A 24193-nucleotide genomic window follows, 5' to 3' on the forward strand; every position below is an offset into this window, starting at 1 on the left:
GGGCGCACGCGTATATCGGAGCCATGAGAATTCTCGGCATCGAAACGAGCTGCGACGAGACCGCCGCCGCCGTGGTGACGGATGCGGGCGCCGGCAGTGCCCGCATCCTCGCCCATACCGTGCGCGCCCAACTGGCCGAGCACGCGCCCTATGGCGGCGTCGTGCCGGAGATCGCGGCGCGCGCGCATCTGGATTTCCTCGACGACGTGATCCGCGCGACGCTCGCGGCGGCAGGGCTGGGCCTGGGCGACCTCGACGGCATCGCCGCCACCGCCGGGCCGGGCCTGATCGGCGGCGTCATGGTCGGCGCCACGACGGCCAAGGCACTGTCGCTGGTCAGCCGCCTGCCGTTCATGGCGGTCAACCATCTCGAGGCCCATGCGCTGACCGTGCGGCTCACCGACGATGTGCCGTTCCCCTATCTGCTGCTGCTGATCTCCGGCGGCCATTGCCAGCTGCTGATCGTCGAGGGCGTCGGGCGCTATGTCCGGCTCGGCACGACGATCGACGACGCGGTGGGCGAGGCGTTCGACAAGACCGCGAAGCTCCTGGGCTTGGGCCATCCGGGCGGACCGGCGGTCGAGCGCGCGGCCGCCTCGGGCGACCCTGAGCGCTTCTCGTTGCCGCGCCCGATGGTCGGCCGGCCGGGCTGCGACTTCTCGTTCTCGGGGCTCAAGACCGCGGTGCGCCAGGCGTGCGCCGGCCTGGCACCCGACGACGGGCAGGCGATCCATGATCTCGCCGCCTCGTTCCAGCAGGCGGTCGCCGACAGTCTCGCCGACCGCTGCCGCCGGGCGGCCGATATCTTCCGCGAGCGCTGCCCCGGGGGCCGTCACCTGGTCGTGGCCGGCGGCGTCGCGGCCAATGGAGCGATCCGCGCGGCGCTGAGCGCGGTCGCGGCCCGTGCCGGACTCGCGCTCGCCGCGCCGCCGCCGGCGCTCTGCACCGACAACGGCGCCATGGTCGCCTGGGCCGGGCTGGAACGCCTCAGGCTCGGCCTGGTCGATCCGCTCGATTTCGCCGCCAGGCCGCGCTGGCCGCTCGACGCGGCGGCGCCCAAGGCCGCCTTCGCCGGGGTGAAGGCATGAGTCGTGAAAGCATGAGCCGGTTCCGCAAGATCGGCGTCGTCGGCGGCGGCGCCTGGGGCACGGCGCTCGCCGCGACCGCTGAGCGGGCCGGACGGCGCGTAACGCTCTGGGCGCGGGAGCCGGATGTGGTGGCGGCGATCGCCGAGCGGCACGAGAACACGTCGTTCCTACCCGGTGTGAGCCTCAATCCGTCGATCGCCGCGACCGGCGACCTTGTGGAGGTCGCGCGTGCGGACGCGCTGCTGCTGGTCGTGCCGGCGCAATATCTGCGCGCGACCGCCCAGGCGCTGGCGCCGGTGCTGCCTGAGGGGACGCCGCTCGTCATCGCGGCCAAGGGCATCGAGATGGGCAGCGGCGCCACCATGGGCGAGGTGCTGGCCGAGACCCTGCCGCGCAATCCGGTCGCCGTGCTGTCGGGGCCGACCTTTGCGATCGAGGTGGCGCGCGGCCTGCCGACGGCGGTGACGCTCGCGGCCGCCGACCCGGTGCTGGGCGCCGAGCTGGTGGCGGCGCTCGGGACCCAGACGTTCCGCCCCTATCTCTCCGACGACCCGGTCGGCTGCGAGATCGGCGGCGCCGTCAAGAACGTGCTGGCGATCGCTTGCGGCATCGTGTCGGGCCGGGGCCTGGGCGACAATGCGCGGGCCGCGCTCATCACCCGCGGCCTCGCCGAAATGGTCCGCCTGGCCGTCGCCAAGGGCGGCAAGCCCGAGACGCTCATGGGCCTCTCGGGCCTGGGCGACCTGGTGCTGACCTGCACCGCGATGCAGTCGCGCAACTGCTCGCTGGGGGCGGCGCTTGGCCAGGGGCGCAGCCTCGCCGACGTGCTGGGCGAGCGCCGGTCGGTGGCGGAGGGCGTCGCCTCGGCCGCCGCCGTCGCGGCGCTGGCAGCACGGCTCGGCCTCGACATGCCGATCGTGGCGGCGGTGGACGCCATCCTGCACCGGGGGGCCGCGATCGACACGGCGATCTCGAGCCTGCTCGCGCGGCCGTTCAAGGCCGAAGGGTTCTAGCCGCGCCGGAACCGATCGGCTAGGTTGCCGGTCCAAAAGTTTTTCGAACCGTGCGAGCCCGACTGATGATCTTCGCCATCACCTGCATCGATCGCCCCGATGCCTCCGGCGTCCGCGCCGCGACCCGGCCGGCGCATCTGGAATACCTGAAATCGCTGGGCAAGACCCTGGTCGTCGCGGGCCCTTTCCTGGCCGACGACGGCGCCACGCCGACCGGCAGCCTGCTGCTGGTCGAGGCCGCGGACAAGGCGACGGCCCAGGCGATCGCCGCGGGTGACCCCTATGCGGCCGCCGGGCTCTTCGCCTCGGTCACGGTCCAGCCGTACCGGCTCGTCTTCCTCAACCCGCCGGCGGCGTGAGCGACCATGGCCCATTGGTTGGTGAAGTCTGAGCCGTTCAAATATTCCTGGTCGCAGATGGTGGCCGACGGCCGAACCCATTGGGACGGCGTGCGCAATTATCAGGCGGCGAACAATCTCAAGGCCATGCAGGTCGGCGATCGCGCCTTCTTCTATCATTCGAACGAAGGCAAGGAGATCGTGGGCGTGGTCGAGATCGCCCGGACGGCTTATCCGGATCCAGGCGATGAGACCGGCCGCTTCGTCATGGTCGACGTCAAGCCGATGATGCCGGTCGCAACCCCGGTGACGCTGGCCCAGATCAAGGCCGATCCGCGGCTCGCCGATTTCGCGCTGGTGCGGCAGGGACGCCTGTCGGTCGTCCCGGTGCGGGACGCCGAATGGGCCATCCTCTGTGCCATGGCGGGCATCCCCGCCTGACCGGCGCTTCCATCCGGGCGGTACGGCTGTGAGTTTGGACAACAAGGCCGGATACGGCCAGGCCCGATCTAGTCAGGCTGGTCGGCCTTCGGGCCTGATCGGCTGGGCGGTCGGCCTCTATCTGCGCTGGCGCAACGCCGACCTCAATGCGGCGGCGATCGACGCGCTGGTGCCGTTTCCGGGCGACCGGGTGCTGGAGATCGGCTTCGGCCCGGGCGAGGCGCTGCGCCGGCTCGCAGCGGTGAAGGGGATCGGCAAGATCGCCGGCATCGATCACTCGCCCACCATGCTGGCCATGGCCGAGCAGTGCAATCGTCCAGCGATCACGCGCGGCGCCATGGAGTTGCGACTCGCCGGTATCGATGCCGTGCCGTTTGCCGAGCGCAGCTTCGATGCGGTGCTGGCGGTCGACTGCGTGCAATATTGGCCGGATCTGATCAGCCATCTGGCCGTCGTCCGCCGGCTGCTCAGGCCCGGCGGCCGGGCGCTGTTCGGCCTGCGTGGCGCCGAGCGACAAGGGCCTGAATCGACACCGAAGTGCCTATCGCCGGCGGCGCTCAGCCAGGCACTCGCGGCGGCCGGTTTCGTCCAGGTCACGATCGAGCGTGTGGAGACGCGCCCGACCCCCTCGACCTTGATCCTGGCCCGGCGGCCGATCTAAAATATCCCCATCGCCGCGACGTGCTACCGATTCCCTGCTCGGTTCAGGAGAGACCGACATGCTCGAAACTTACAAGGCGACGATGGGGGTGGTTCCCCTGGCCAACGGCCGGTTCGCGGTCCGCGCGATCGGCCTGACGACGCTCGGCCAACCGCCACTCGACTTCGCAACCCGCGCCGAGGCTGAAGCCTGGGTGCTGCGCCATGCGATGGCCGACGACGAGGAGGCGTTCGGCGGCACAGGGGTGATCAGGCCCGGCGACGGTCAAGGCGTCGCCTGAGGTCACCTTTCGTTCGACGTCCGACGCGCCGATGGCCGGGGCAGACCTGGCCATGGCGCGGGACTGGTATCTTGTGCGGCCTCATTCGGCCGCGACGAATTCCCGATACATGTTGGTGATATCCGGCACGGCCGCGTCGTAGAGACGCTTGCCCTTGTCCGGCGTGGCGAGGCCGGGGTTGGAGCCGATCCGCCCGTCTGGATAGCGCTTGCGGAAATCGGCCGGGCCATAGAAACGGCCTGCAGGCGCGCGGGGCGGGTCGAGCGTCACGCCGCGCTTGATTGTGTCCGGGAAGGCCCATTGGGTAACCGAAACTTCAGACGCGGTCGCGTGGCTGCCGTCGTCGTCGCCGAACAGCTCGCGGGCGACTACTGACGCCGCCGGGCTGTCCCACCAATTGACCAGCTTGCACTGCAGCGGTTGATCGACCGCTGCTTGGCCGAGCGCACCCTCCGCCGCGGCATAGATCTCGTAGAAGGCGGCGTTGACCGTCGCGATGTTGCCGCCATGGCCGTTCAGGAAGAAAAAGCGGCGGAAACCGTGCCGGGCGAGCGACAAGACGTAGTCGTGGATGATCTGGATCAACGTCGAGGGCCGGAGCGTCATCGATCCTGCGAAGCCCATGTGGTGCACCGCCATGCCGACGCCGATGGTCGGGCCGACGAAGGCTTGGGCCGCCTCGCCGACGCCGCGGGCGATCACCTCGGCGCAGAGCGCGTCGGTGCCGATGAGACCGTTGGGGCCGTGCTGCTCGGTCGAGCCGATCGGCATGATGATGCCGTTCGAGCGGCGGAGATAGGCTTCGGCCTCGATCCAGGTGGCGTGTTGCAGCAGCATGAAGAGGAAACTCCAGGGAACGGATGCGGGCGGGATCGACCGCCCAAGATTATGGCGCAGGATTGCTCGTCGGCGCGGCGGGCACAAGCGACAGGTCGTCGCCCGGAGCCCGTTTCGCAAGGCCGCCGGATCTGCCCCAGGTAAGGTAACTGCTTGCGAAACTTGGGGGCGGGACTTGTTTCGAGGCGCAAATCCCCGGATACTTCCCCCGCACAACGGGGGCGAATGTGCGTATCGACCCTGCGGACCGTCAGAAGGCCGCACGCGGACCGCGAGCACGATCCGCGATGACCGAGGAGGAAGGTAGCCTACCATGTCCGATCAGAGCCTGTTCCCCGTGCCGCCGGGATTCGCCGGTTCCAAGACCATCGATGCCGCCGCGTACGAGCGCCTCTATCGCCGCTCGGTCGAGGAGCCGGATGCGTTCTGGGCCGAGCAAGGGAAGATCGTCGACTGGATCAAGCCGTTCACCAAAGTCAAGAACACTCAGTTCACCGGCGACGTCTCGATCAAATGGTTCGAGGACGGGGTGCTGAACGCGTCGGCCAACTGCATCGACCGGCATCTGGCGACGCGCGGCGACCAGACCGCCATCATCTGGGAAGGCGACGATCCTGCCCAGTCCCGCCACATCACCTACCGCGAGCTGCATGAGCAGGTCTCGAAGCTCGCGAACGTGCTGAAGGCGCGCGGCGTCAAGAAGGGCGACCGGGTCACGATCTATCTGCCGATGATCCCCGAGGCGGCCTTCGCCATGCTGGCCTGCGCGCGGCTCGGCGCCATCCATTCCGTCGTGTTCGGCGGCTTCTCGCCCGACAGCCTCGTGGGCCGCATCCAGGACGCGTCCTCGACCGTGCTCATCACCGCCGACGAGGGCGTGCGCGGCGGCCGCAAGGTGCCCCTGAAGGCCAATGCCGACGTGGCGCTCAAGTCCTGCCCGGAGGTTTCGACCGTGCTGGTCGTGCGCCGCACCGGCGGCCAGATTGCCTGGGATGCCTCACGCGACGTCTGGTATCACGAGGCGCTTGCGACGGCGTCGGCCGACTGCCCGCCGGAGCCGATGGGGGCGGAAGATCCGCTGTTCATCCTCTATACTTCGGGCTCGACCGGCAAGCCCAAGGGCGTGCTGCACACGACCGGCGGCTATCTGGTCTATGCGGCATTGACCCACCGCGAGATCTTCGACTATCGCGACGGCGAGGTCTACTGGTGCACGGCCGACGTCGGCTGGGTTACCGGCCACAGCTACATCCTCTATGGGCCGCTCGCCAACGGTGCCACCACGCTCATGTTCGAGGGCGTGCCGAACTATCCGGACGCCGCCCGCTTCTGGCAGGTCGTCGACAAGCACAAGGTCTCGATCTTCTACACGGCGCCGACGGCGATCCGCGCGCTGATGCGCGAGGGGCTGGAGCCGCTCGAGCGCACGAGCCGCCAGTCGCTCCGGCTCCTGGGCTCGGTCGGGGAGCCGATCAATCCCGAGGCCTGGCTCTGGTACCACGAGCATGTCGGCGCGGGGCGCTGCCCGATCGTCGACACCTGGTGGCAGACCGAGACCGGCGGCATCCTGATCTCGCCGCTGCCGGGCGCCATCTCCACCAAGCCGGGCTCGGCGACGAAACCATTCTTCGGCGTGAAACCGGTGATCGTCGATGCGGAGGGCAAGGAGCTCACCGGGGCGACCGAAGGCAATCTCTGCATCGCCGACAGCTGGCCCGGCCAGATGCGCACGATCTTCCGCGACCACCCGCGGTTCGTGGAGACCTATTTCTCGATGTACCCCGCCCGCTACTTCACCGGTGACGGCTGCCGGCGCGACGAGGACGGCTATTACTGGATTACCGGCCGGGTCGACGACGTTATCAACGTTGCCGGCCATCGCTTGGGCACGGCCGAGATCGAGAGCGCGCTCGTCGCCCACGAGATGGTCGCCGAGGCCGCGGTCGTGGGCTATCCACACGACGTCAAGGGCCAGGGCATCTATGCCTATGTGACGCTGATGACCGGTGTCGAGCCGACGGAGGAGCTGCGCAAGGAGCTCGTCGCCTGGGTCCGGCGCGAGATCGGGCCGATTGCGTCGCCGGACCTCATCCAGTGGGCGCCGGGCCTGCCCAAGACCCGCTCCGGCAAGATCATGCGCCGCATCCTGCGCAAGATCGCGGCGAACGAGCAGGGCTCGCTCGGCGACACCTCGACGCTCGCTGATCCGGCCGTGGTCGACGGTCTGATCGAGAACCGGATGAACCGCTGACCCGGAACGGAGGCCGCCGCGGTCTCAACCCGCGGCGGCTATCCTTGCCAGGTGCCGCCAGGCGTAGCGGGCATAGAGCGGCAGCAGGAACAGCACGTAGCTCGCGACCGTCGCCCAGACGATGCCGGCGATGCCCAGCACGTGAGCGAGCCAGAGCTTGAGCGCCAGCGCGATGAGCGCGTAGCTCACCGAGACGATGATCTGGAAGCGGATTACGCCGGCGCCGTTCAACAGCATGGCGAACACGTTGCCGACGCTCTGTGAGACGAGCCAGGCGGCGTTGGCGAGCAGCAACCCGGTCGGCAGGTCCGCGTTCCGGCCGAGCCAGATATGGATCGCCGGCTTGGCGATCGCCAGCAGGACGCCGGCGCCGGCCGCGCTGACACAGAAGGACAGGATGACCGCGCGCCAGAGCGCCCGGCGCGCCCATTGGTGGTCACCGCGCGCCAGTGCCTCGCCGAACGCCGGCCAGAGCGGCATCAGCGCCACGATCACCACCGCCTGCGACGCGCCGAATACCTTGCCGGCAATGCCGACCGCGGCGGCACTCTCGGCGCCGAGCAAGCGGATGGCGATCACGTTGTCGGCCGCCGTCGCCAGCGCTGCGGAGCAGGCGAGCGCGAAATAGAGCAGGCCCAGCCGGGCGACCGGCCGGAAGCCGGTGAAATCGATCGCCACCCAGCGCGGTGTCAGGTTCCGGCGGCGCCAGAGCTCGATGCCGTTGCAGCATGCCGCCAGCAGCGGGCCGGTGCCGAGCGCCACCGCGAGCACCGCCATGCCGGCGTCGAGCCGGGTCGCGGCCACGAACAGGCCGAGTGTCACGACGACCCCGGACGCGTCCCACACACTGTTGCGGAACGTCTCCTGCAGGCCGATGCGGATCTTGGCGGCGAGGCCGACCGGCAGCGTCAGCAGCGCCATCAGCACGCAGACGGCGCCGGCCGGGCGGGCATCGCCGGCGGCGTCCGTCCCGGCGACGTTCAGCCACCGGGCCCAGTCGCTGAACAGCACCAGAAGGCCGAGCACGACCAGCAGCAGGGCGGCGATGGTGCCGACGATCAGCATGGCGGTCGAGACGGCGCTGCGGATACGCTCCGGTTCCTCGCGCCCGGTCGCGGCCGAGATCGCGGTGATGAGGCCGTTGCCGATGCCGAGATCGGCGAGCGGCACCATCTGGCCGATCGCCGTCACCGCGGCCCAGAGCCCGTATCGCTCGGCGCCGAGGTAGCGATAGGCGAGCGGCACGATCAGGAGGCCGCTCACGATCTGCAGCATGCGCACCGGGAAGCCGGCGAGCATGGACCAGAGCATGCGCCGGTTGCGCCGCCGGGCGTGCTCGGCGGTCATGCGCTGAGCTCGCGATAGAGCATGGCGTGGGCGGCGGCGGTCCGGGCCCAGGTGAAGTCGCGGGCGCGCAGCGCGCCCAAGGCCCCGAGGCGTTCCCGCTCGCCGGGCGCCGCCAGCAGCCGGCCGATCAGGTCGACGAGCGCGTCCGGCCGATCCGGGTCGAAATAGAGTGCGGCCTCGCCGCCGATCTCGGGGAAGCAGCTGCGCTCGGCCAGCACCGCCGGGCAGCGGTTCACGAAGGCCTCCAGGATCGGCAGGCCGAAGCCTTCGTAACGAGACGGGAAGAGGAAGACTGCGGCGTGGGCGTAGCACCAGGCGAGCGTCCGGTCGTCGGCCGCGATCTGCCGCACCTGGTCCGACACGCCCGCCGTCTCGAATGGCGCCCGTTCCGCGGCATCGAGCGGCCCGCCGCCGACGCAGACGAGATGCAGGTCCGGCGTCGCACGGAGCAGGGCGGAAAGCGCCGGCGCCACGCCAGCGAAATTCTTGTAGCCGCCGCGCTTGCCGACAAACAGCAGGAAGCGCTCTGGCAGGCCTTCGGGGCGCCCCTGGTCAGGGCGCCACAGCAGGCCGTTGCCGACGCCGAGCGGGACGACACGGACCCGCTCGGCCGGCACGTCCGAGAAGCGCAGCAGGTCCGCCTTGGTCGCAGCCGAGACGGCGACGACGAGGTCTGCCACTTCGACCATGGCGAGCTTGCCGGCGTGCGGATTACCGATGTGGCCCACGGCCATGTCCGGCATGATCTCCGGCGTCATGTCGTGGATCGTGGTCACGATCCGGACCCCAGGATGCGACCGGGCGAGGGCGACCGGCGCGCCGTCGTACCAGGTCGCATGCCAGACGTCGAAGCCGCCCTGACCGATCGCTGCGCGGCTCCGTGGCCGGTTGATCGCCCGGATCAGCCGGCGCGAGCCGGGGAACCGCGGCGGACGCCAGCCTTTGAAGACGGTCGACTGTGCCAGGTGCCTGTTGCAAGTCAGGCGAAAGGGCAGGATGGGTGTGGCCCCCGCCGCCGGCAGCTCTTCGACCAGATGGGTGAAATAGCGCGACACGCCGCCCTCGATCTGAGTCGAGAAGATCTCGTCGTCGAACAGGACGCGCAGCATCGAAGCTCCGTGGAGGAAGATACCGCGCTTGATAGGCCGCCGGGCCGTAACGAGCAAGAGGCAGGGGGGTGTCGATTCGGAGCCGCCGATTGCGGTTCTGCAGGCGGGGCAACCCTGATGTGCTGGCTGCTGCGGCCGAACGGCCCGCCGCGGCTCAGAAATCGCTGCAGCGGCCGCCGCGTTCCCAGTCGCCGTAGCGAGTCGGCTCCGGCCCGGAGGGGCCGCCGATTTCGTCGGGCGCCGGCTTGGCCGCGGCGGTATCGGGCGCCTTGTCGGCCGTCATGGAGTCAGGCGTCGCGGATGGTTTGATCGTCGGGCCGGGGGTCGCCGGAACGGGCGCGGGGCGGGTGGTCTTGTCGGTCATGCTCCATATATGACTAGCAAAACCGCTTCGCCAAGGGTCTAACAAGCGCTCGCGCGGCCGGTCTGTTCGGCATCGCGGGAATGGGACGTGCAACCAGTGAGGGAAGCGTTGAATTTGCCGGAAAAAACGCGCGCAGGCATGATGCCGCGCGTTCGTCGATGCGGTAGGCTTACGGCCAGCGGACGAGAAGATTTTTCCAAACCCGGGCGGAACCCTTGCTCGTTCCGCGTGTTTGCCAGCTGATTTGGCGCGTTCAGGATAAGATGGCAGATAGTACTTTGCTGACCTCCACCCCCGTTCCTACAGCCCGCGGCGTCGCCGTGGATTTGCTCGGCGCGGTCCTGCGCCGGCGTCGGCCGCTGGACGACGCGATCGACGAGGCCCCCGATCTGCCCAGTCTGTCGGTCCGAGATCGAGCGTTCGCTCGTCTCCTGGTTGCGACTGTGCTGCGCCGGCTGGGCCAGATCGACGCGCTTATCAGCCATTGCCTCGCGACCCCGTTGCCGCCGCGCGCGGCGCAGGTCCACGACATGCTGCGGCTCGGCATCGCTCAGCTCCTGTTTCTGCGCACGCCGGCCCATGCCGCGGTCGCGACGACGGTCGATCTGGCCGACGCGCGCGGCTTCATGACGCATAAAGGCCTGGTGAACGCGGTGCTGCGCCGTCTGTCCCAGGATGGCCCCGGCCTGGTGGCGCTCCAGGACGCGCCGCGCCTCAATACGCCGAAGTGGCTGTGGCAGGCCTGGTCGGACGCCTATGGCGAGGACACCGCGCGCAGGATCGCCGAGGTGCACCTGCGTGAGGCGCCGCTCGATATCACGGCGCGGCTCGATCGCGCCGGCTGGGCTGATCGGCTGGACGCGACCCTGCTGCCGACCGGGACGCTGCGCCGGGCCGCCGGCGGCGCCATCGCCAACCTGCCCGGCTACAGCGAGGGCGCCTGGTGGGTCCAGGACGCGGCCGCGGCCATTCCTGCGAAGCTGTTCGGCGAGATTTCCGGCCGCCGCATGGTCGATCTCTGCGCCGCCCCCGGCGGCAAGACCGCACAGCTCGTTGCGGCCGGGGCCAACGTCACGGCGATCGACCGGTCGCCGCGCCGGCTCGACCGCATGGTCAACAACCTGCATCGCCTGTCGCTCAAGGTCGAGACCTTCAGCGCCGACGCGGTCAGCTGGCGGCCGCCGGAAAAGGTCTGGGGCGTGCTGCTCGATGCGCCCTGCACCGCGACCGGCGCCATCCGCCGGCATCCGGACGTGCCGCATCTGAAGACGCCCGACGACGTGGCGCGGCTCGCGGCCGTGCAGGAGCGGCTGCTGACGGCGGCGGTCGACATGCTGGAGCCGGGCGGGGTGCTGGTCTATTGCACCTGCTCGCTCGAGCCCGAGGAAGGGCCGCAGCAGGTGAAGAAGCTGCTGGCCAAGGGCCTGCCGATCGAGCGCAAGCCGGTGACGGCCGACGAGGTTGGCGGTCTGGCCGAGATCCTGACGCCGGATGGCGACGTGCGCACGCTGCCGTGCCATCTCGCCGAGTACGACGGCATCGACGGCTTCTTTGCCGGTCGGCTCGTCCGTACCGCCTGATCCATCGGCTTCGGCCGATCGAGGGCCCCGTCCCCTGCAGGACGGGGCCCTTTCATTTGGATCGCCTGTTTGTTTGGATCATGGCCCGCAGGCCTTGCCCCGGACCGGCGTCCCTGTTACCTCACCGCCGGCATTTGCTTTCGATCAGGATCGTTCATGTCCTTCACCGTGGTCGCCGAACTCACGTTTCTGTGCTTCGTGGTGAGCCTGGTCGCGACCGGCGGCGTGCTGTGGTGGCTGAAGCACCGCCAGATCCTGGATGAGCCCAATCATCGCTCGAGCCATACGAACCCGACACCGCGCGGCGGCGGCCTCGCCCTGGTGCCGATCCTGGCGGTGGCCTGGGCGGGCCTGGCGGCGCTCGGTCTGGCGCCGCTTTCGACCCTGCCGGTGATCGCGGTTGCCGTCGCGCTCGCGATGCTGTGCTGGCGCGACGACCGCGGCGGCCTGCCGGTGCTGCAGCGCTTCGGCGCCCAGTTCGTGGCGATCCTGTTCGGGCTCCTGTTCGTGCGCGGGGCAGGCCACGTGTTCCAGGGCCTGCTGCCGCCCGTGCTCGACTACGCGGCGACGGCGCTCATCTGGCTCTGGTTCGTCAACCTGTTCAACTTCATGGACGGCATCGACGGCATCACCGGAGGGCAGACGGCCGCGATCGGCTTCGGTGCGGCGCTCGTCGCCTTCGTCTCGTCCGATCCGAACAGCGGCGCCTTGCCGCTGGGCCTGGCGCTCGGTGCCGCGGCGCTGGGCTTCCTCGCCTGGAACTGGGCGCCGGCCAAGCTCTTCATGGGTGACGTCGGCTCGATCCCCTTGGGCTATCTCATCGGCTGGCTGATGCTGAGCATGGCCGGCGACGGCCATTGGGCGCCGGCCCTGATCCTGCCGCTCTATTACCTGGTCGATGCGACGATCACGCTCCTGCGCCGCGCGGTGCGGTTCGAGCGGATCTGGCATGCCCATCGCGAGCATTTCTATCAGCGCGCCGTGCAGAGCGGCCTCGGTCACGGCGCCGTCGTGCTGCGCATCCTGGCGGCCGACCTCCTCCTGGTCGGCCTCGCCGTGCTCGGGCTCGACTGGCCGTGGATTGCGACGATCCTCGCGATCGTCGTCGTCGGCACGCTTCTGTGGGAACTGGGCCGGCGCGACGCGGTGACCTCGGAGGCCTGAGCATTCCAGGCCAAAGCATCCCAGGCCAAAGCATCCCTGGTCTGAGCGTCACCGGGTACGCTTGATCGGACCGGCAGGCGGCCCTATGGTCCCGCCTTCGTTTGGCAGCAAACCCGGACGCCCGCCTATGACCAGTCAATTCGATCGCCCGATCCGTCGGGCGCTGATCTCCGTTTACGACAAGACCGGCCTTCTGCCCTTTGCGCGCGCGCTCGCCGAGCGCGGGGTCGTTCTGATCTCGACCGGCGGCTCGTCGAAGGCGCTCGCCGACGCGGGGCTCGCGGTCACCGACGTCGCAAGCGTCACGGGCTTCCCGGAAATGCTCGACGGCCGGGTCAAGACGCTGCACCCGGCGATCCACGGCGGCATCCTCGCGCGGCGTGACCTGACTGCGCACCGCGACGCGCTCGCCAAGCACGATATCAGCGAGATCGACCTGGTCGTCTGCAACCTCTATCCGTTCGAGGCGACGGTCGCGAGCGGCGCCAGCTGGGAAGACTGCATCGAGAAGATCGACATCGGCGGGCCGTCGCTGATCCGCGGTGCCGCCAAGAACCATGATTTCGTGACGGTCGTGACCGATCCGGCGGACTACGAGACCGTGCTGGCCGATCTGGCCGCGAACGGCGGCGCCACCACGCTCAAGACCCGGCGCAAGCTCGCCGGCATGGCCTATGCCCGGACTTCGGCCTATGACGCCGCCATCGCCGCCTGGATGGCGGAGGAGCGCGGCGAGACCTTCCCGGAGACACTGTCGATCGCCGGCAAGCGCAAGCAGCTCCTGCGCTACGGCGAGAATCCGCACCAGGAAGCGGCGTTCTATGCCATCGCCAAGGACACGCGGCCGGGTGTCGCGACCGCGACCCAGCTGCAGGGCAAGGAGCTCAGCTACAACAACCTCAACGACACGGACGCCGCCTTCGAGGCGGTGGCCGAGTTCGCCGAGCCGGCGGTTGCCATCATCAAGCACGCCAACCCGTGCGGTGTGGCGCTCGGCACCGACCTGCTCGACGCCTACAAGAAGGCGCTCGCCTGCGATCCGGTCAGCGCCTTCGGCGGCATCATTGCGGTCAACCGGGCGCTCGACGCGGCGACGGCGGAGGCGGTGGCGGCCCTCTTCGCCGAAGTCGTCATCGCCCCCGCGGTCGATGACGAGGCCCGCGAGATCCTGGCGCGCAAGACCCAGCTGCGCCTGCTCGCGACCGGCGGCATGCCGGATCCGGCAGCGGGCGGCATGACCTTCCGCTCGCTCTCGGGCGGCTTCCTCATGCAGAACCGCGACGCTGGCCGGGTGAGCGAGAGCTCGCTGCAGGTCGTGACCAAGCGCGCGCCGACCGCGGCCGAGATGGCCGACCTGCTGTTCGCGTTCCGCGTCGCGAAGCATGTGAAGTCGAACGCCATCGTCTATGCCAAGGGCGGGGCGACGGTCGGCATCGGTGCCGGCCAGATGAGCCGGGTCGACAGCTCGCGTATTGCGGCCTGGAAGGCGGCGGAGGCCGGCGTCGCCGCGGCGGGCGGCGACAAGGGCGCCAAGAGCCCGGCGATCGGCTCGGTGGTGGCGTCCGACGCATTCTTCCCGTTCGCCGACGGCTTGCTCGCCGCGGCCGAGGCCGGCGCCACGGCGGTGATCCAGCCCGGCGGTTCCAAGCGCGACGCCGAGGTGATTGCGGCCGCGGACGAGAAGGGCCTCGCCATGGTCTTCACCGGCCTGCGTCACTTCCGGCACTGAGGGGCGGCATGAGCACGTTGGACGTTCAGGCGAAGGTGCGCTTTGTGCTGGAACGGGAAGCGGCGGCGATCCAGGCGATCCGGGTCGACGCCACTTACGAGGCGGCGATCGATACGCTGCTCACCTGCGCCGGTAAGGTCGTCACGACCGGCATGGGCAAGGCCGGGTTCCTGGCGCGCAAGTTTGCCGCGACCTTGAGCTCGACCGGCACGCCGGCTGTGTTCATCCATCCGGCGGAAGCGGCGCACGGCGACCTGGGCCTGATCGCGGAGGGCGACTGCATCGTCGCCTTCTCGACCAGCGGCAAGACGCTCGAGATCGTCGAGCTCGTCGAGCTGTCGCGGCATCTGACGAGCGCGCGCGTCATCTGCATCACGTCCCATCCCGAAAGCGAGCTCCGGCGCCTGTCCGACGTCGTGCTCGACATGGGCGTGATCGAGGAGCCGTGCCCGCTCGGACTGACGCCGTCCGCCAGCATGGCGGCGATGTCGGCGATCGGCGATGCGCTGGCGCTCACGCTCATGGAATTGAAGGGCATCACCCGCCGCGACTATGGCCTGCGCCATCACGGCGGCTATCTCGGCCACAAGGCACGGCTCGCCAACGACGTCGAGTAGGGCGGGGATACGAATGATGAACGATGATCGTTTCGATGTAGAAACGATCATCGTTTTGTCTTTGGTTGCGGATCAGGCGGACGCCACGTCGTAGCCTTCCTCGGCAATGGCGCCGGCGAGTGCGGCGCGCGGCAGCCGGCTGTCGGTCTCGACGCGGCCGGCCGCCAGGTCGACCCGGACGGTGGCCGCCGCATCGAGCCGGGTGATGGCCTCGGTCACGGCACGGACGCAATGGCCGCAGGTCATGCCGGTCACGGTGAAAGACTGCATGGCAAAACTCCCTTTCGCCAGACAGATGGGGCTTGCCACGGTGGGAAGGTCAAGAGACCGGCCCGTGATTTTCCAGCGCGAATTTCGTGCTAGGCTCGCCCCCGGGGAAGAAGCACATCCGGGGGGCATTCCATGTTGAAGTTCGCAGTGACAGGCGTGGTGCTGGCGGCGGCCTTGGCCGCTTCGGGGCAGGGCAAGAAGCCTGCGGAGCCGAGCGTGCTCCTGCAGATCCAGCAGGCGGGGGTGCTCCGGATCGGCACGACCGGCGACTACAAGCCGTTCAGCTTCAAGACGCCGGACGGCACGCTCACCGGTGCCGACATCGAGATGGCGAAGGACTTGGCGGCGACGCTGGGCGTCAGGCCGGAATTCGTGCCCACGACCTGGAAGACGCTGCTCGACGACTTCAAGGCCGGCAAGTTCGACGTGGCGCTGGGCGGCATTACCGTCAATCCTGACCGCGCCGCCGCCGGCGACTTCTCGATCCCGAACGTGTCGGACGGCAAGCGGCCGATCGTGCGCTGCGCCGACAAGAGCAAATACACGAGCTTGGATGCGATCGACGTGCCGGCGACGCGGGTCGTGACCAACCCCGGCGGCACCAACGACAAGTTCGCCCACGAGCATTTCACCAAGGCGCAGATCGCGGTCTGGCCCGACAACAAGACGATCTTCGACCAGATCGTCGACAACAAGGCCGACGTCATGGTGACCGATGGCGTCGAGGTCGACCTGCAGTCGAAGCTGCATCCGGGCGTGCTATGCCCGGCCGCGGTCACGGCCCCCTTCACCCATTTCGAGGACGCCTATCTCCTGCGCAAGGACAAGGACCTCCATGCCGTGGTCGACGGCTGGATGTGGCAGGCGATCGCGTCCGGCAAATGGCAGAAGACCTACGACGCGGCCATGCAATAAGGCACGCTCCGGCCGGGTGCCGGCCGAAGCGTGCCTGCGTCGTCGTTCTTGGGAAAGACGGCGTTACTTCTTGCAGTTCGCCGTGGAGTAGCGGGTGGTGTCGACTTGTCCGGTCTTGTCCGGATAACCGAACATCACGGCGGCACCGCTCGGGTTACAGACACCGGGCGGCAGCATCACAGTGCCCGCAGGGGCGCAGCCGCCGATGGCGAGAGGCAGGAGAAGGGAGGCGGCGAGGAGGGGTACGCGAACATTCATGATCGTCCATCCTTCTTCGTCTTGGGCAGGCGTCCCTACCGGGATAGCGCAACGCGAACAACTCCAGAGCATAAAGGTTCCGTGGTTGCAATCACATAGGGATTTGCTCGATGTTCGATGGTGGCGGTTTGAATGTTTTGTTTCGGCTCGAAGATCGGATCCTAAGTGCGCGCGGCTGCCGACGTAACGCCCTGAAGCTCGCCGCGATCAACCCGCCGCCGGAGCCTCGGGCGGGACATAGCAACTGGACGCAAAGAGCCGCTCGCTGACGAAGTCGACGAAGACGCGGACCTTGGGCGAGAGATGCCGGCTCGATGGCCAGAGCAGGCGAAACTGGCCGGGGCTGTCGAGATAGTCGTCGAGCAGCGTGCGGAGTGCTCCCGTCTCCAGGGGCTCGCGCGCCAGGAAATCCGGCAGGCATCCGATGCCGAGCCCGCGGATCGTGGCACCCCGTAGCGCTTCCATGTTGTTGCAGGTGACGATCGTGCGGGGGCGCAGTTCCGGTTCGCCTGGTGTGAGTGTCAGGGGCCATTCCTGAAGCTTCCCGCTGTTGGGAAAGCGGAAGCGGATGGCAAGATGCCGGTCGAGATCGCGGGGCGACTGGGGCGTGCCCCAGCGATCGAGATACGCCGGTGCCGCGCAAAGCAGCAGCCGGAACGGGCGCAGTGCGCGGGCCATCAGCCGCGAATCCGGCAAGTCGCCGCTGCGGATCGCCACGTCGACGCCATCGTCGATGAGATCGACGATGCGGTCGTTGAAATCCAGATCGAGTTCGATCGCCGGGTATCGCTCCATGAACGCCGGCAGGACCGGCAACAACAGGTGATAGCTGACGAGCGGCGCGCTGACCCGCAGCCGTCCGCGCGGCGCCTCCCGCGTCCGGGCGAGCTCGATCTGGGCATCGTCGAGCTCATCGAGGATGTGCCGGCAACGCTCGTGAAACAGGCGGCCTTCCTCGGTCAGCCTGAGGCTGCGCGTCGAGCGCTGGAACAAGCGCACGCCCAACTGGTCCTCGAGCTTCGCAACCGCCTTGCCGATGGCCGAGGCCGAAAGGCCAAGGGAGCGGCCGGCCGCGACGAAGCTGCCGAGATCGGCAGCGCGCACGAACGCGGTCAGGCCATTCAATCGATCCATCGCGATCCCATTCGAGCATTTAATTCCGGTATGTGCGGATAATCGCCCCGGTTCTCCATCGATTATCGCAGATCTATCTTCTTTCCGCGACCAGAGGCGGCGCCACCCCTGTGGCCTCCATTTGTCGCCCTCGCATCCCCGGCTCCACGGATTTCATGACCGACACAACGATACCGAGCGCAGCGAGAAAAGCGCTCATCCTTCTGGCCGTGTGCCTTGCCGCCGCCGCGATGCCGCTGACCTTCACCGGCGCCGCCGTGGCTCTGCCGGCCATCGGCCGAACGCTCGGCGGCACCCCCATGACCCTCAATTGGGTGACGAACGCCTTCATGCTGACGTTCGGCAGCAGCCTGATGGCGGCCGGTGCGCTCGCGGACGGTTATGGGCGCAAACGCATCTTCCTCGCCGGGACGGCGGCCTTCGCCGTCGTCTCGGCCGGGCTCCCCTTCGCGCCGACGATCCTCTCGTTCGATCTGCTGAGAGCCGCCCAGGGCATGGCGGCCGCTGCCGCCCTGTCCGGCGGGATGGCGGTTCTGGCTCAGGAGTTTGACGGACCGTCCCGCGTCCGCGCCTTCAGCGTCGTCGGCACGAGCTTCGGCACCGGCCTTGCCTTTGGTCCGATCACGTCGGGCATGATGATCGACCTGTTCGGCTGGCCCTCGATCTTCCTGCTCGTCGTCGTTCTGGTGCTGCTGGCTTTCGTCTTGGGGCTGCGCAGCTTGCGCGAGTCTCGCGATCCCGACGCCGCCGGCCTCGACTGGCCGGGAGCGTCGAGCTTCACGGGGGCGCTGGCCCTTTTCACCTATGGTGTGCTGGCGGCGCCGGAGAGCGGGTGGGGCAGCCCGCTCGTCATCGGTCTCCTGACGGGCGCTGCTCTGCTGTTCGCGGCCTTTGCCGTCGTCGAGCGGCGCGTCGCCCGGCCCATGCTCGATCTTTCGCTGTTCCGCTATCCGCGCTTTGTCGGTGTGCAATTGCTGGCGGCGGCGCCTGCCTATGCGTTCGTCGTCTTGCTCGTCCTGCTGCCCGTTCGCTTCGTCGGCATCGAGGGCATGAGCGAGGTCGCCGCCGGTCGATTGATGATTGCGCTGTCGGCCCCGCTGCTCATCCTGCCGATCGCCGCAGGCCTGCTTACGCGATGCTTGGCGCCGGCCACGATCTGCGGCGCCGGTCTCCTTGTCTCGGCCGCCGGCCTCTATTGGCTGAGCCGCGTTCCGATGAGCAGCACCGCGTCGGCGATGGTGGCGCCCCTATCGGTGATCGGCACGGGCATCGGCTTGCCATGGGGCCTGATGGATGGGCTTGCGGTCAGCGTCGTGCCCAAGGAACGGGCGGGCATGGCGGCCGGCATCTTCAGCACGACGCGCGTCGCGGGCGAAGGGGTGGCGCTCGCCGTCGTCAGCGCGGTCCTGTCGGCCCTGACCGCCGCGCGTCTGGCCGGGCCAGGCGCCGTCGCGGCCAGGGCGGCGCAACGGCTCGTTACCGGCGATCTGGCCGATGCCGCATCAGCCTTTCCCGCAGCCGATCGTTCGGCGCTGGTTCATGCCTATGGCGCGGCCTTCGGGACATTGCTGCTTCTGCTCGCCGTCGTCACGGTCGTGACGGCGATCGTCGTATTCCTGTTTCTGGGGCACGGCTTTCTGGGGCATGGCTTTCCGGGGCACGGCGCGGCGCGGCCCGACGCCGAGACTGCGGCCCTGGCGCCCGATGAGGCCTGAGCCCCAAACGCCCGGCGGATTTCCCCGCCGGGCGCCTCCTTGCGCTCTCGTTATTTGATTAGAGACGGATTCACGGAATGAGTGGATCGCCAGGCGATTCCACTCATTCCGATCCGGCTCCAGGTCAGACAGTCAGCGCGCGCAATTGCCGGCCGACCACGGTCAGCATGGCGAGGTCGGGCGGCGAGATGCGGGTGACGTCGGCGACCATCTCCTGCACCTTGCCCATCGCGTCGGCACGGCGGCCGGTCCAAGCCTCGAGCCGGCCCGCGACGGCGCCGTCGCTCTCGGCCAGGACGTGGCCCACGATCTCGCGCTGCATCGCCGAGAAATCGTCGGCCAGCGCGCCGATCGCAAGCCGCTGCCATGGGGTTGCCGCCGGTAGCGCGTGAGCCTTTTCACGCAGCGTGGCCAAGCCTAGCCGGGCTCCGGTCGCGAAATAGAGCCGGCCGAGTTCGACGATGTCGAGCTTGGTGCCCTCATCGATGCGCACGATGTCCATGGCGGCCGACAGGCTGTCGAGCGCCACGACGCGCTCGGCCAGCTCGGTCGGAACACCTTGCGCGACATAGGCCGCGACGCGCGCCTCGTGTGCCGCCCGCTCGCTCTCGGGCAGGAGCGAGACCAGCTTCGCTGCCAGCGCCTTGATGCCCGGCCCGAACTCCTTGATGCGCGGCGTGACACTCAGGTTCTGACCCGACTGCAGGAACCAGCGCGCCGACTGCTCGGCGACCGTGCGCACGGCCAGGAACAGCTTGGTCTGCACCGCCGCCGGGATGACGTTGTCGAGCGCCTCGATCGACCGCCACAGGCTCGGCAGGTCGAAGATGACGCGGGTGATGCGATAGGCGCGCGTCACCTCCTCGGTCGAGCGGCCGGTCTTCGACTGCATCTCGCTGACGAAGCTCGGGCCGAGGCGGTTGATCATGGCGTTGGTCACGACCGTCGCCACGATCTCGCGCCGGAGGCGGTGCGCCTTCAAGTCCGCTTTCGACAGCTGGACCATCTGGCGCGGGAAGTAGCCGAGGAGCTCCTCCTCCAGCTCCGGCTCGTCCGGCAGGTCGGTGGTCAGGAGCTCGGCATAGATCGCGTTCTTGGCATAGGCCATGAGCACGGACAGCTCAGGCCGGGTCAGGCCGCGCTTTGCCGCCGCGCGCTGGGTCAAGGCCTCGTCGTCCGGCAGGAACTCGATCGCGCGATCGAGCTTGCCGGCCCGCTCGAGCGAGCGCATGAGCCGCGTGTGTTCGTCCAAGAGCGTCGGCGCCTCGGCCTCGGCGATCGAGAGCGCGAGGGTCTGCAGGTAATTGTCCTCCAGCACCAGCTCCGCCACCTCGTCGGTCATGGTGCCGAGGAAGGCGTTGCGCTTGTCGGCCTTGAGCTTGCCCGACGTCAGCATGGCGCCGGCGCCGATCTTGATGTTGACCTCGTGGTCCGACGTGTCGACGCCGGCCGAATTGTCGATCGCGTCGGTGTTGAGCCGGCCGCCGGCGAGCGCGTACTCGATGCGGCCGCGCTGGGTCAGCGCCAGGTTGGCGCCTTCGCCCACGACCTTGGCAACGATCTCGCGCCCGTTGATGCGGAGCGCATCGTTCGCCCGGTCGCCGGCTTCGGCCTGGCTCTCGGTCGACGCCTTGACATAGGTGCCGATGCCGCCGAACCAAAGCAGGTCGACTGGCAGCTTCAGGAGCACGCGGATGAGGTCATTGGGCGTGATGGCCGCGGACTTGAGTCCAAGGCGTGCCTGGGCCTCGGGCGACAGTGTCAGCGACTTGGCCGAACGCTCATAGATGGCGCCGCCTTTGGAGAGCAGCTTGCGGTCATAGTCGTTCCAGGTCGAGCGCGGCAGGTCGAACAGCCGCTTGCGCTCGACCCAGCTCTTCGCCGCATCCGGTTCCGGATCGATGAAGATGTGCATGTGGTTGAACGCGGCGATGAGGCGCGTGTGCTTGGAGAGCAGCATGCCGTTGCCGAACACGTCGCCCGCCATGTCGCCGACGCCGACGCTGGTGAAGTCGGTCGTCTGGATGTCGGTGCCGAGCTCGCGGAAATGCCGCTTCACCGCCTCCCACGCGCCGCGGGCGGTGATGCCCATGGCCTTGTGGTCGTAGCCGATCGAGCCGCCGGACGCGAAGGCGTCGCCCAGCCAGAAGCCGTACTCGATGGCGCAGCCGTTGGCGATGTCGGAGAAGGTGGCCGTGCCCTTGTCGGCGGCCACGACCAGATAGGGATCGTCGCCGTCGCGCCTGACCACGCTCTTCGGCGGCACCACGTTCGGCCCCGCTATCGTGTCGGTCAGGTCGAGGAGCCCGTACATCAGCGTCTTGTAGCAGGCGACGACCTCGGCCATGACCGCCTCGCGGTCGCCGGTCGCCGGCCGCTTCACCACGAAGCCGCCCTTGGACCCCACCGGCACGATGACCGAGTTCTTGACCTGCTGCGCCTTCATCAAGCCCAGGATCTCCGTGCGGAAATCCTCCTTGCGGTCGGACCAGCGGATGCCGCCGCGCGCGACCCGGCCGCCGCGCAGGTGGCAGCCCTCCATGCGCGGGCTGTAGACGAAGATCTCGACCAGCGGCCGCGGCTGCGGCAGGAGGTCGATCTCCTGGCTCGCGAGCTTGACCGAGAGATAGGGCTTGGGTTTGCCGTCCGCGCCCGGCTGGTAGAAGTTCGTCCGGAGCGACTTGCGGATGAGCAGCAGGAAGCTCCTGAGGATGCGGTCCTCGTCCAGGTTCGAGACCTGGTCGAGATCCTGCTCGATCCCGGCCGCGAGCTTGTCGGCGGCGGCGTCGCGGTTCTTGGTCTTGAGCGCCGGATCGAACTGCGTCTCGAACAGGCGGACGAGCTTGTGCGCGATCGCCGGATGGGCCGAGAGCGTGTCCTCCATGTAGGGCTGGCTGAAGGTCGAGCCGGCCTGGCGCAGGATCTTGCAATAGGTCCGGAGCACGATGATCTCGCGCGCCGCCAGGCCCGCGAGCACGACCAGCCGGTTGAAGCCGTCGTCCTCGACCGCGCCGCCATAGACCGCGGGGAACGCCTCTTCGAAGCGCGGACCGACCTCGTCGAGATCGACCGATTGCTGGCCGCGGGTCACGAGCTCGAACTCCTGGACCCAGTACTTGGTCTCAGCGTCGCGCGGCTTCACCCGGAACGGATTCTCCGTGATCACCTTCATGCCCAGGTTCTCGAGCATGGGCAGCACGTCGGAGAGTGGGATCGGCTTGCCGATCGAGAAGGTCTTGAGCCGAAGCTCCGACGGGCCGGCGTCGGGCGTGTGGTAGAGCGCCAGGGCGACCGGGGCGCCCGCCTCGAGCGTCGCGATCTCCTGGATGTCATAGACGGCCGATTGCGCCGTGAAGCGCTCGGTGTAGTTGGTCGGGAACGCGTCGGCGAAGCGGCGCAGCAGCGTCTGCGCCTCGCCTTCCTCGTACGACTGGCCGAGCGCCTCGCCGAGCTTGTCGGCCCAGACGCGGCCCGCTTCGACCAGTTGCTTCTCGAGCGTCGCCGGATCGACGTCCGGCACCTGGCCGGGATTGGTGTTGATGATGAAATGGATGCGCGCCAGCACGCTCTCGTCGAGCTGGACCGAGTCGGAGGTGAGCTTGCCGTTGAACGCGGTCTCGAGGATCTGCGCCATGCGCCGGCGGACGGCCGAGTTGTACCGGTCGCGCGGTACATAAACGAGGCAGCTCACGAACCGCTCGAACGGATCGCGCCGGGTGAAGGCGGCGATGCGCTGGCGTTCCTGCAGGTTGAGGATGCCGATCGCGGTCGAGAACAGATCGGTTTCCGCGATCTGGAACAGCTCGTCGCGCGGGAACGAGTCGACGATGTGCTGCAGCGCCTTGCCATCGTGGCTGTCCGGCGCGAAGCCCGAGCGCTCGACGGTGCGCTGGACCTTGCGGCGCAGAACCGGGATCGAGCGCGGCGACTTGGCGTAGGCGGCGGTCGTGAACAGGCCGACGATCAGCTTCTGGCCGACCACCTCGCCCTCGGCGTTGAAGGTCTTGATGCCGATCGTGTCGAACTGCACCGGCCGATGCACGGTCGAGCGGCGGTTCGACTTGGAGATCTGCATCAGCTGCGGCGAGCGCAGGAACTGCTGCACGTCGGGCGACAGCGCGGTGAAGTTCCGGAGCCCGTCGAACACCAGGTAGGAATCGTCGCGCAGCACGCCGCGGCCGGCGCCGGGGACGACCTTCATGCCGTCCTTGTCGATCGCGTACTCGCGATAACCCAGGAACGTGAAGTTGCGGTCGGTAAGCCAGGTGAGGAAGGCCGAGACCTCGACCGCCTCGGACGCCGGCACGGGCAGGGAGGCATTGCCGATGTCGTCGGCGATGTGGCCCACCTTCTTGCTCATCGCCTCCCAGTCGACGACGGCGGCGCGGACGTCGCCCAGCACCCGCTCGAGGTCGGCGACGACGCGCTTTTCGAGCTCCGCGTCGATGCGGCCGGCGATCTCGATCTGCATGACCGATTCGGACAGCGCGTCCGGGTTCGTCTCGTCGACCGCGATCAGCTTGCCGCCGGCGGCGCGCAGCACGGGCATGACCGGATGGATCACCAGATGGACGACCAGCTCGAGCGCATTCAGGCACGCGGTGACGCTGTCGACCAGGAACGGCATGTCGTCGTTGACGATCTGCACGACGGTGCGGCCGGCGGTCCAGCCGTTCGCCTTGTCGGCGGGCGACAGCACGCGGATCTTGGCCTTGCCCGGACGCCGTTCGGCCATGAACTGCCACAGCGCCTCGGCGCCCGCGACCAGGGCCGCCGGCGGACGGGGCAGAATGTCGTCAGGCGGGACGTTCCTGTAGAAGGTCCGGACGAAGTGCTCGTCGATCTTGGCCTTCACGGCCGCGGCTGCGACCTTGTCGATGAGCGCCAGTTTTTCGTTTTCCGCATTGAGCGGCATGGGGTCTCTCCCGGATGTCGGCGCCGCCTGCTGCCTCTCTTGCGTCGATCGGTGCTCGCCGATCGACGCCGGGGTTCACGCTGGGGCTTCGCCTTCTTCGTTCTTCTCTATTACAACGACATGCGCAAAGCGATCGGCGGTTTTCCGTCGAAGTCTGAATGCCTTAA

At 68.6% G+C, this 24193-nt stretch carries 21 protein-coding genes; 13 read left to right on the plus strand and 8 right to left on the minus strand.

Going from position 1 to position 24193, the window contains the following annotated elements; all coding sequences use genetic code 11:
• Nucleotides 1-23 precede the first annotated feature (23 nt).
• The 6 genes from tsaD (at nt 24) to IEY58_RS20755 (ending at nt 3821) form a co-directional block, all read left to right on the plus strand.
• A complete protein-coding gene (gene tsaD / locus IEY58_RS20730; RefSeq protein WP_189049308.1) occupies nt 24-1088 on the plus strand; it encodes a tRNA (adenosine(37)-N6)-threonylcarbamoyltransferase complex transferase subunit TsaD in 1065 nt (354 codons plus the stop codon).
• A gap of 11 nt (nt 1089-1099) precedes the next feature.
• Nucleotides 1100-2101: an NAD(P)H-dependent glycerol-3-phosphate dehydrogenase gene (locus tag IEY58_RS20735; RefSeq protein WP_189049611.1), complete on the plus strand. Its 1002-nt coding sequence runs from the start codon at nt 1100-1102 to the stop codon at nt 2099-2101.
• A gap of 65 nt (nt 2102-2166) precedes the next feature.
• Complete coding sequence (locus IEY58_RS20740) at nt 2167-2460, plus strand: YciI family protein (protein WP_189049310.1); 294 nt, start codon at nt 2167-2169, stop codon at nt 2458-2460.
• Between the two features lie 6 nt (nt 2461-2466).
• Nucleotides 2467-2880 carry an EVE domain-containing protein gene (locus IEY58_RS20745; RefSeq protein ID WP_189049312.1) on the plus strand — a complete coding sequence of 138 codons (414 nt, stop codon included), beginning with the start codon at nt 2467-2469 and terminating at the stop codon, nt 2878-2880.
• 28 nt (nt 2881-2908) lie between these two features.
• Entirely contained in the window at nt 2909-3541 is a 633-nt protein-coding gene (locus tag IEY58_RS20750; RefSeq protein WP_189049314.1) for a class I SAM-dependent methyltransferase, read from the plus strand.
• Nucleotides 3542-3599: 58 nt separating this feature from the next.
• The gene (locus IEY58_RS20755; RefSeq protein WP_189049316.1) at nt 3600-3821 is read left to right on the plus strand and encodes a hypothetical protein; all 222 of its coding nucleotides are present in this window, start codon (nt 3600-3602) and stop codon (nt 3819-3821) included.
• An 81-nt stretch (nt 3822-3902) separates the two neighbouring features.
• Here IEY58_RS20755 and IEY58_RS20760 read toward each other — a convergent pair whose 3' ends face one another.
• The gene (locus IEY58_RS20760) at nt 3903-4658 is read right to left on the minus strand and encodes a creatininase family protein (RefSeq protein WP_189049318.1); all 756 of its coding nucleotides are present in this window, start codon (nt 4656-4658) and stop codon (nt 3903-3905) included.
• A 313-nt stretch (nt 4659-4971) separates the two neighbouring features.
• On the opposite strand from IEY58_RS20760, the gene acs reads away from it, so the two are divergent.
• On the plus strand, nt 4972-6909 hold the full coding sequence (gene acs / locus IEY58_RS20765) for an acetate--CoA ligase (RefSeq protein ID WP_189049320.1): 1938 nt from the start codon (nt 4972-4974) through the stop codon (nt 6907-6909).
• A 24-nt stretch (nt 6910-6933) separates the two neighbouring features.
• Here the strand turns inward: acs and IEY58_RS20770 are convergent, their stop codons facing one another.
• The 3 genes from IEY58_RS20770 to IEY58_RS20780 form a co-directional block, all read right to left on the minus strand.
• Complete coding sequence (locus IEY58_RS20770) at nt 6934-8256, minus strand: lipopolysaccharide biosynthesis protein (RefSeq protein WP_189049322.1); 1323 nt, start codon at nt 8254-8256, stop codon at nt 6934-6936.
• A complete protein-coding gene (locus IEY58_RS20775; RefSeq protein WP_189049324.1) occupies nt 8253-9365 on the minus strand; it encodes a glycosyltransferase family 4 protein in 1113 nt (370 codons plus the stop codon). The genes IEY58_RS20770 and IEY58_RS20775 overlap by 4 nt, the downstream gene beginning before the upstream one ends.
• Nucleotides 9366-9519: 154 nt before the next feature.
• Complete coding sequence (locus IEY58_RS20780; protein WP_189049326.1) at nt 9520-9729, minus strand: succinate dehydrogenase assembly factor 4; 210 nt, start codon at nt 9727-9729, stop codon at nt 9520-9522.
• A gap of 263 nt (nt 9730-9992) precedes the next feature.
• On the opposite strand from IEY58_RS20780, the gene IEY58_RS20785 reads away from it, so the two are divergent.
• From IEY58_RS20785 to IEY58_RS20800, 4 genes are all read left to right on the plus strand, one after another.
• On the plus strand, nt 9993-11309 hold the full coding sequence (locus IEY58_RS20785; protein ID WP_189049328.1) for an RsmB/NOP family class I SAM-dependent RNA methyltransferase: 1317 nt from the start codon (nt 9993-9995) through the stop codon (nt 11307-11309).
• 156 nt (nt 11310-11465) lie between these two features.
• The gene (locus IEY58_RS20790) at nt 11466-12473 is read left to right on the plus strand and encodes an MraY family glycosyltransferase (protein ID WP_189049330.1); all 1008 of its coding nucleotides are present in this window, start codon (nt 11466-11468) and stop codon (nt 12471-12473) included.
• A gap of 127 nt (nt 12474-12600) precedes the next feature.
• The gene (gene purH, locus IEY58_RS20795) at nt 12601-14202 is read left to right on the plus strand and encodes a bifunctional phosphoribosylaminoimidazolecarboxamide formyltransferase/IMP cyclohydrolase (RefSeq protein WP_189049332.1); all 1602 of its coding nucleotides are present in this window, start codon (nt 12601-12603) and stop codon (nt 14200-14202) included.
• Between the two features lie 8 nt (nt 14203-14210).
• A complete protein-coding gene (locus IEY58_RS20800) occupies nt 14211-14819 on the plus strand; it encodes a KpsF/GutQ family sugar-phosphate isomerase (protein WP_229743847.1) in 609 nt (202 codons plus the stop codon).
• A gap of 72 nt (nt 14820-14891) precedes the next feature.
• Here the strand turns inward: IEY58_RS20800 and IEY58_RS20805 are convergent, their stop codons facing one another.
• Nucleotides 14892-15089 carry a heavy-metal-associated domain-containing protein gene (locus IEY58_RS20805; protein WP_189049334.1) on the minus strand — a complete coding sequence of 66 codons (198 nt, stop codon included), beginning with the start codon at nt 15087-15089 and terminating at the stop codon, nt 14892-14894.
• A gap of 132 nt (nt 15090-15221) precedes the next feature.
• On the opposite strand from IEY58_RS20805, the gene IEY58_RS20810 reads away from it, so the two are divergent.
• Nucleotides 15222-16004: a transporter substrate-binding domain-containing protein gene (locus IEY58_RS20810; RefSeq protein ID WP_189049336.1), complete on the plus strand. Its 783-nt coding sequence runs from the start codon at nt 15222-15224 to the stop codon at nt 16002-16004.
• 63 nt (nt 16005-16067) lie between these two features.
• Here IEY58_RS20810 and IEY58_RS20815 read toward each other — a convergent pair whose 3' ends face one another.
• Both IEY58_RS20815 and IEY58_RS20820 read right to left on the minus strand, forming a co-directional pair.
• Nucleotides 16068-16262 (minus strand): hypothetical protein, encoded by a 195-nt coding sequence (locus tag IEY58_RS20815; RefSeq protein ID WP_189049338.1) that lies wholly within the window; start codon nt 16260-16262, stop codon nt 16068-16070.
• A 207-nt stretch (nt 16263-16469) separates the two neighbouring features.
• A complete protein-coding gene (locus tag IEY58_RS20820; protein ID WP_189049340.1) occupies nt 16470-17396 on the minus strand; it encodes a LysR family transcriptional regulator in 927 nt (308 codons plus the stop codon).
• A 155-nt stretch (nt 17397-17551) separates the two neighbouring features.
• Between IEY58_RS20820 and IEY58_RS20825 the strand changes: the two genes are divergently transcribed.
• Entirely contained in the window at nt 17552-19111 is a 1560-nt protein-coding gene (locus IEY58_RS20825; RefSeq protein ID WP_189049342.1) for an MFS transporter, read from the plus strand.
• 124 nt (nt 19112-19235) lie between these two features.
• On the opposite strand, the gene IEY58_RS20830 is transcribed toward IEY58_RS20825, so the two are convergent.
• Nucleotides 19236-24026 carry an NAD-glutamate dehydrogenase gene (locus IEY58_RS20830; RefSeq protein WP_189049344.1) on the minus strand — a complete coding sequence of 1597 codons (4791 nt, stop codon included), beginning with the start codon at nt 24024-24026 and terminating at the stop codon, nt 19236-19238.
• Nucleotides 24027-24193: the final 167 nt, after the last annotated feature.

Origin of the sequence: Aliidongia dinghuensis (assembly GCF_014643535.1) — a bacterium.
GTDB classification, from domain to species: Bacteria; Pseudomonadota; Alphaproteobacteria; order ATCC43930; family CGMCC-115725; genus Aliidongia; species Aliidongia dinghuensis.

Excerpts from the sequence above, each read along its gene's own strand:
- IEY58_RS20830 (WP_189049344.1), bottom strand. The coding sequence starts at position 24,026 with ATGCCGCTCAATGCGGAAAACGAAAAACTGGCGCTCATCGACAAGGTC.
- purH (WP_189049332.1), top strand. The coding sequence starts at position 12,601 with ATGACCAGTCAATTCGATCGCCCGATCCGTCGGGCGCTGATCTCCGTT.
- tsaD (WP_189049308.1), top strand. The coding sequence starts at position 24 with ATGAGAATTCTCGGCATCGAAACGAGCTGCGACGAGACCGCCGCCGCC.
- IEY58_RS20825 (WP_189049342.1), top strand. The coding sequence starts at position 17,552 with ATGACCGACACAACGATACCGAGCGCAGCGAGAAAAGCGCTCATCCTT.
- acs (WP_189049320.1), top strand. The coding sequence starts at position 4,972 with ATGTCCGATCAGAGCCTGTTCCCCGTGCCGCCGGGATTCGCCGGTTCC.
- IEY58_RS20760 (WP_189049318.1), bottom strand. The coding sequence starts at position 4,658 with ATGCTGCTGCAACACGCCACCTGGATCGAGGCCGAAGCCTATCTCCGC.
- IEY58_RS20735 (WP_189049611.1), top strand. The coding sequence starts at position 1,100 with ATGAGCCGGTTCCGCAAGATCGGCGTCGTCGGCGGCGGCGCCTGGGGC.
- IEY58_RS20810 (WP_189049336.1), top strand. The coding sequence starts at position 15,222 with ATGTTGAAGTTCGCAGTGACAGGCGTGGTGCTGGCGGCGGCCTTGGCC.
- IEY58_RS20770 (WP_189049322.1), bottom strand. The coding sequence starts at position 8,256 with ATGACCGCCGAGCACGCCCGGCGGCGCAACCGGCGCATGCTCTGGTCC.
- IEY58_RS20755 (WP_189049316.1), top strand. The coding sequence starts at position 3,600 with ATGCTCGAAACTTACAAGGCGACGATGGGGGTGGTTCCCCTGGCCAAC.
- IEY58_RS20805 (WP_189049334.1), bottom strand. The coding sequence starts at position 15,089 with ATGCAGTCTTTCACCGTGACCGGCATGACCTGCGGCCATTGCGTCCGT.
- IEY58_RS20780 (WP_189049326.1), bottom strand. The coding sequence starts at position 9,729 with ATGACCGACAAGACCACCCGCCCCGCGCCCGTTCCGGCGACCCCCGGC.
- IEY58_RS20740 (WP_189049310.1), top strand. The coding sequence starts at position 2,167 with ATGATCTTCGCCATCACCTGCATCGATCGCCCCGATGCCTCCGGCGTC.
- IEY58_RS20775 (WP_189049324.1), bottom strand. The coding sequence starts at position 9,365 with ATGCTGCGCGTCCTGTTCGACGACGAGATCTTCTCGACTCAGATCGAG.
- IEY58_RS20790 (WP_189049330.1), top strand. The coding sequence starts at position 11,466 with ATGTCCTTCACCGTGGTCGCCGAACTCACGTTTCTGTGCTTCGTGGTG.
- IEY58_RS20800 (WP_229743847.1), top strand. The coding sequence starts at position 14,211 with ATGAGCACGTTGGACGTTCAGGCGAAGGTGCGCTTTGTGCTGGAACGG.
- IEY58_RS20745 (WP_189049312.1), top strand. The coding sequence starts at position 2,467 with ATGGCCCATTGGTTGGTGAAGTCTGAGCCGTTCAAATATTCCTGGTCG.
- IEY58_RS20815 (WP_189049338.1), bottom strand. The coding sequence starts at position 16,262 with ATGAATGTTCGCGTACCCCTCCTCGCCGCCTCCCTTCTCCTGCCTCTC.
- IEY58_RS20785 (WP_189049328.1), top strand. The coding sequence starts at position 9,993 with ATGGCAGATAGTACTTTGCTGACCTCCACCCCCGTTCCTACAGCCCGC.
- IEY58_RS20820 (WP_189049340.1), bottom strand. The coding sequence starts at position 17,396 with ATGGATCGATTGAATGGCCTGACCGCGTTCGTGCGCGCTGCCGATCTC.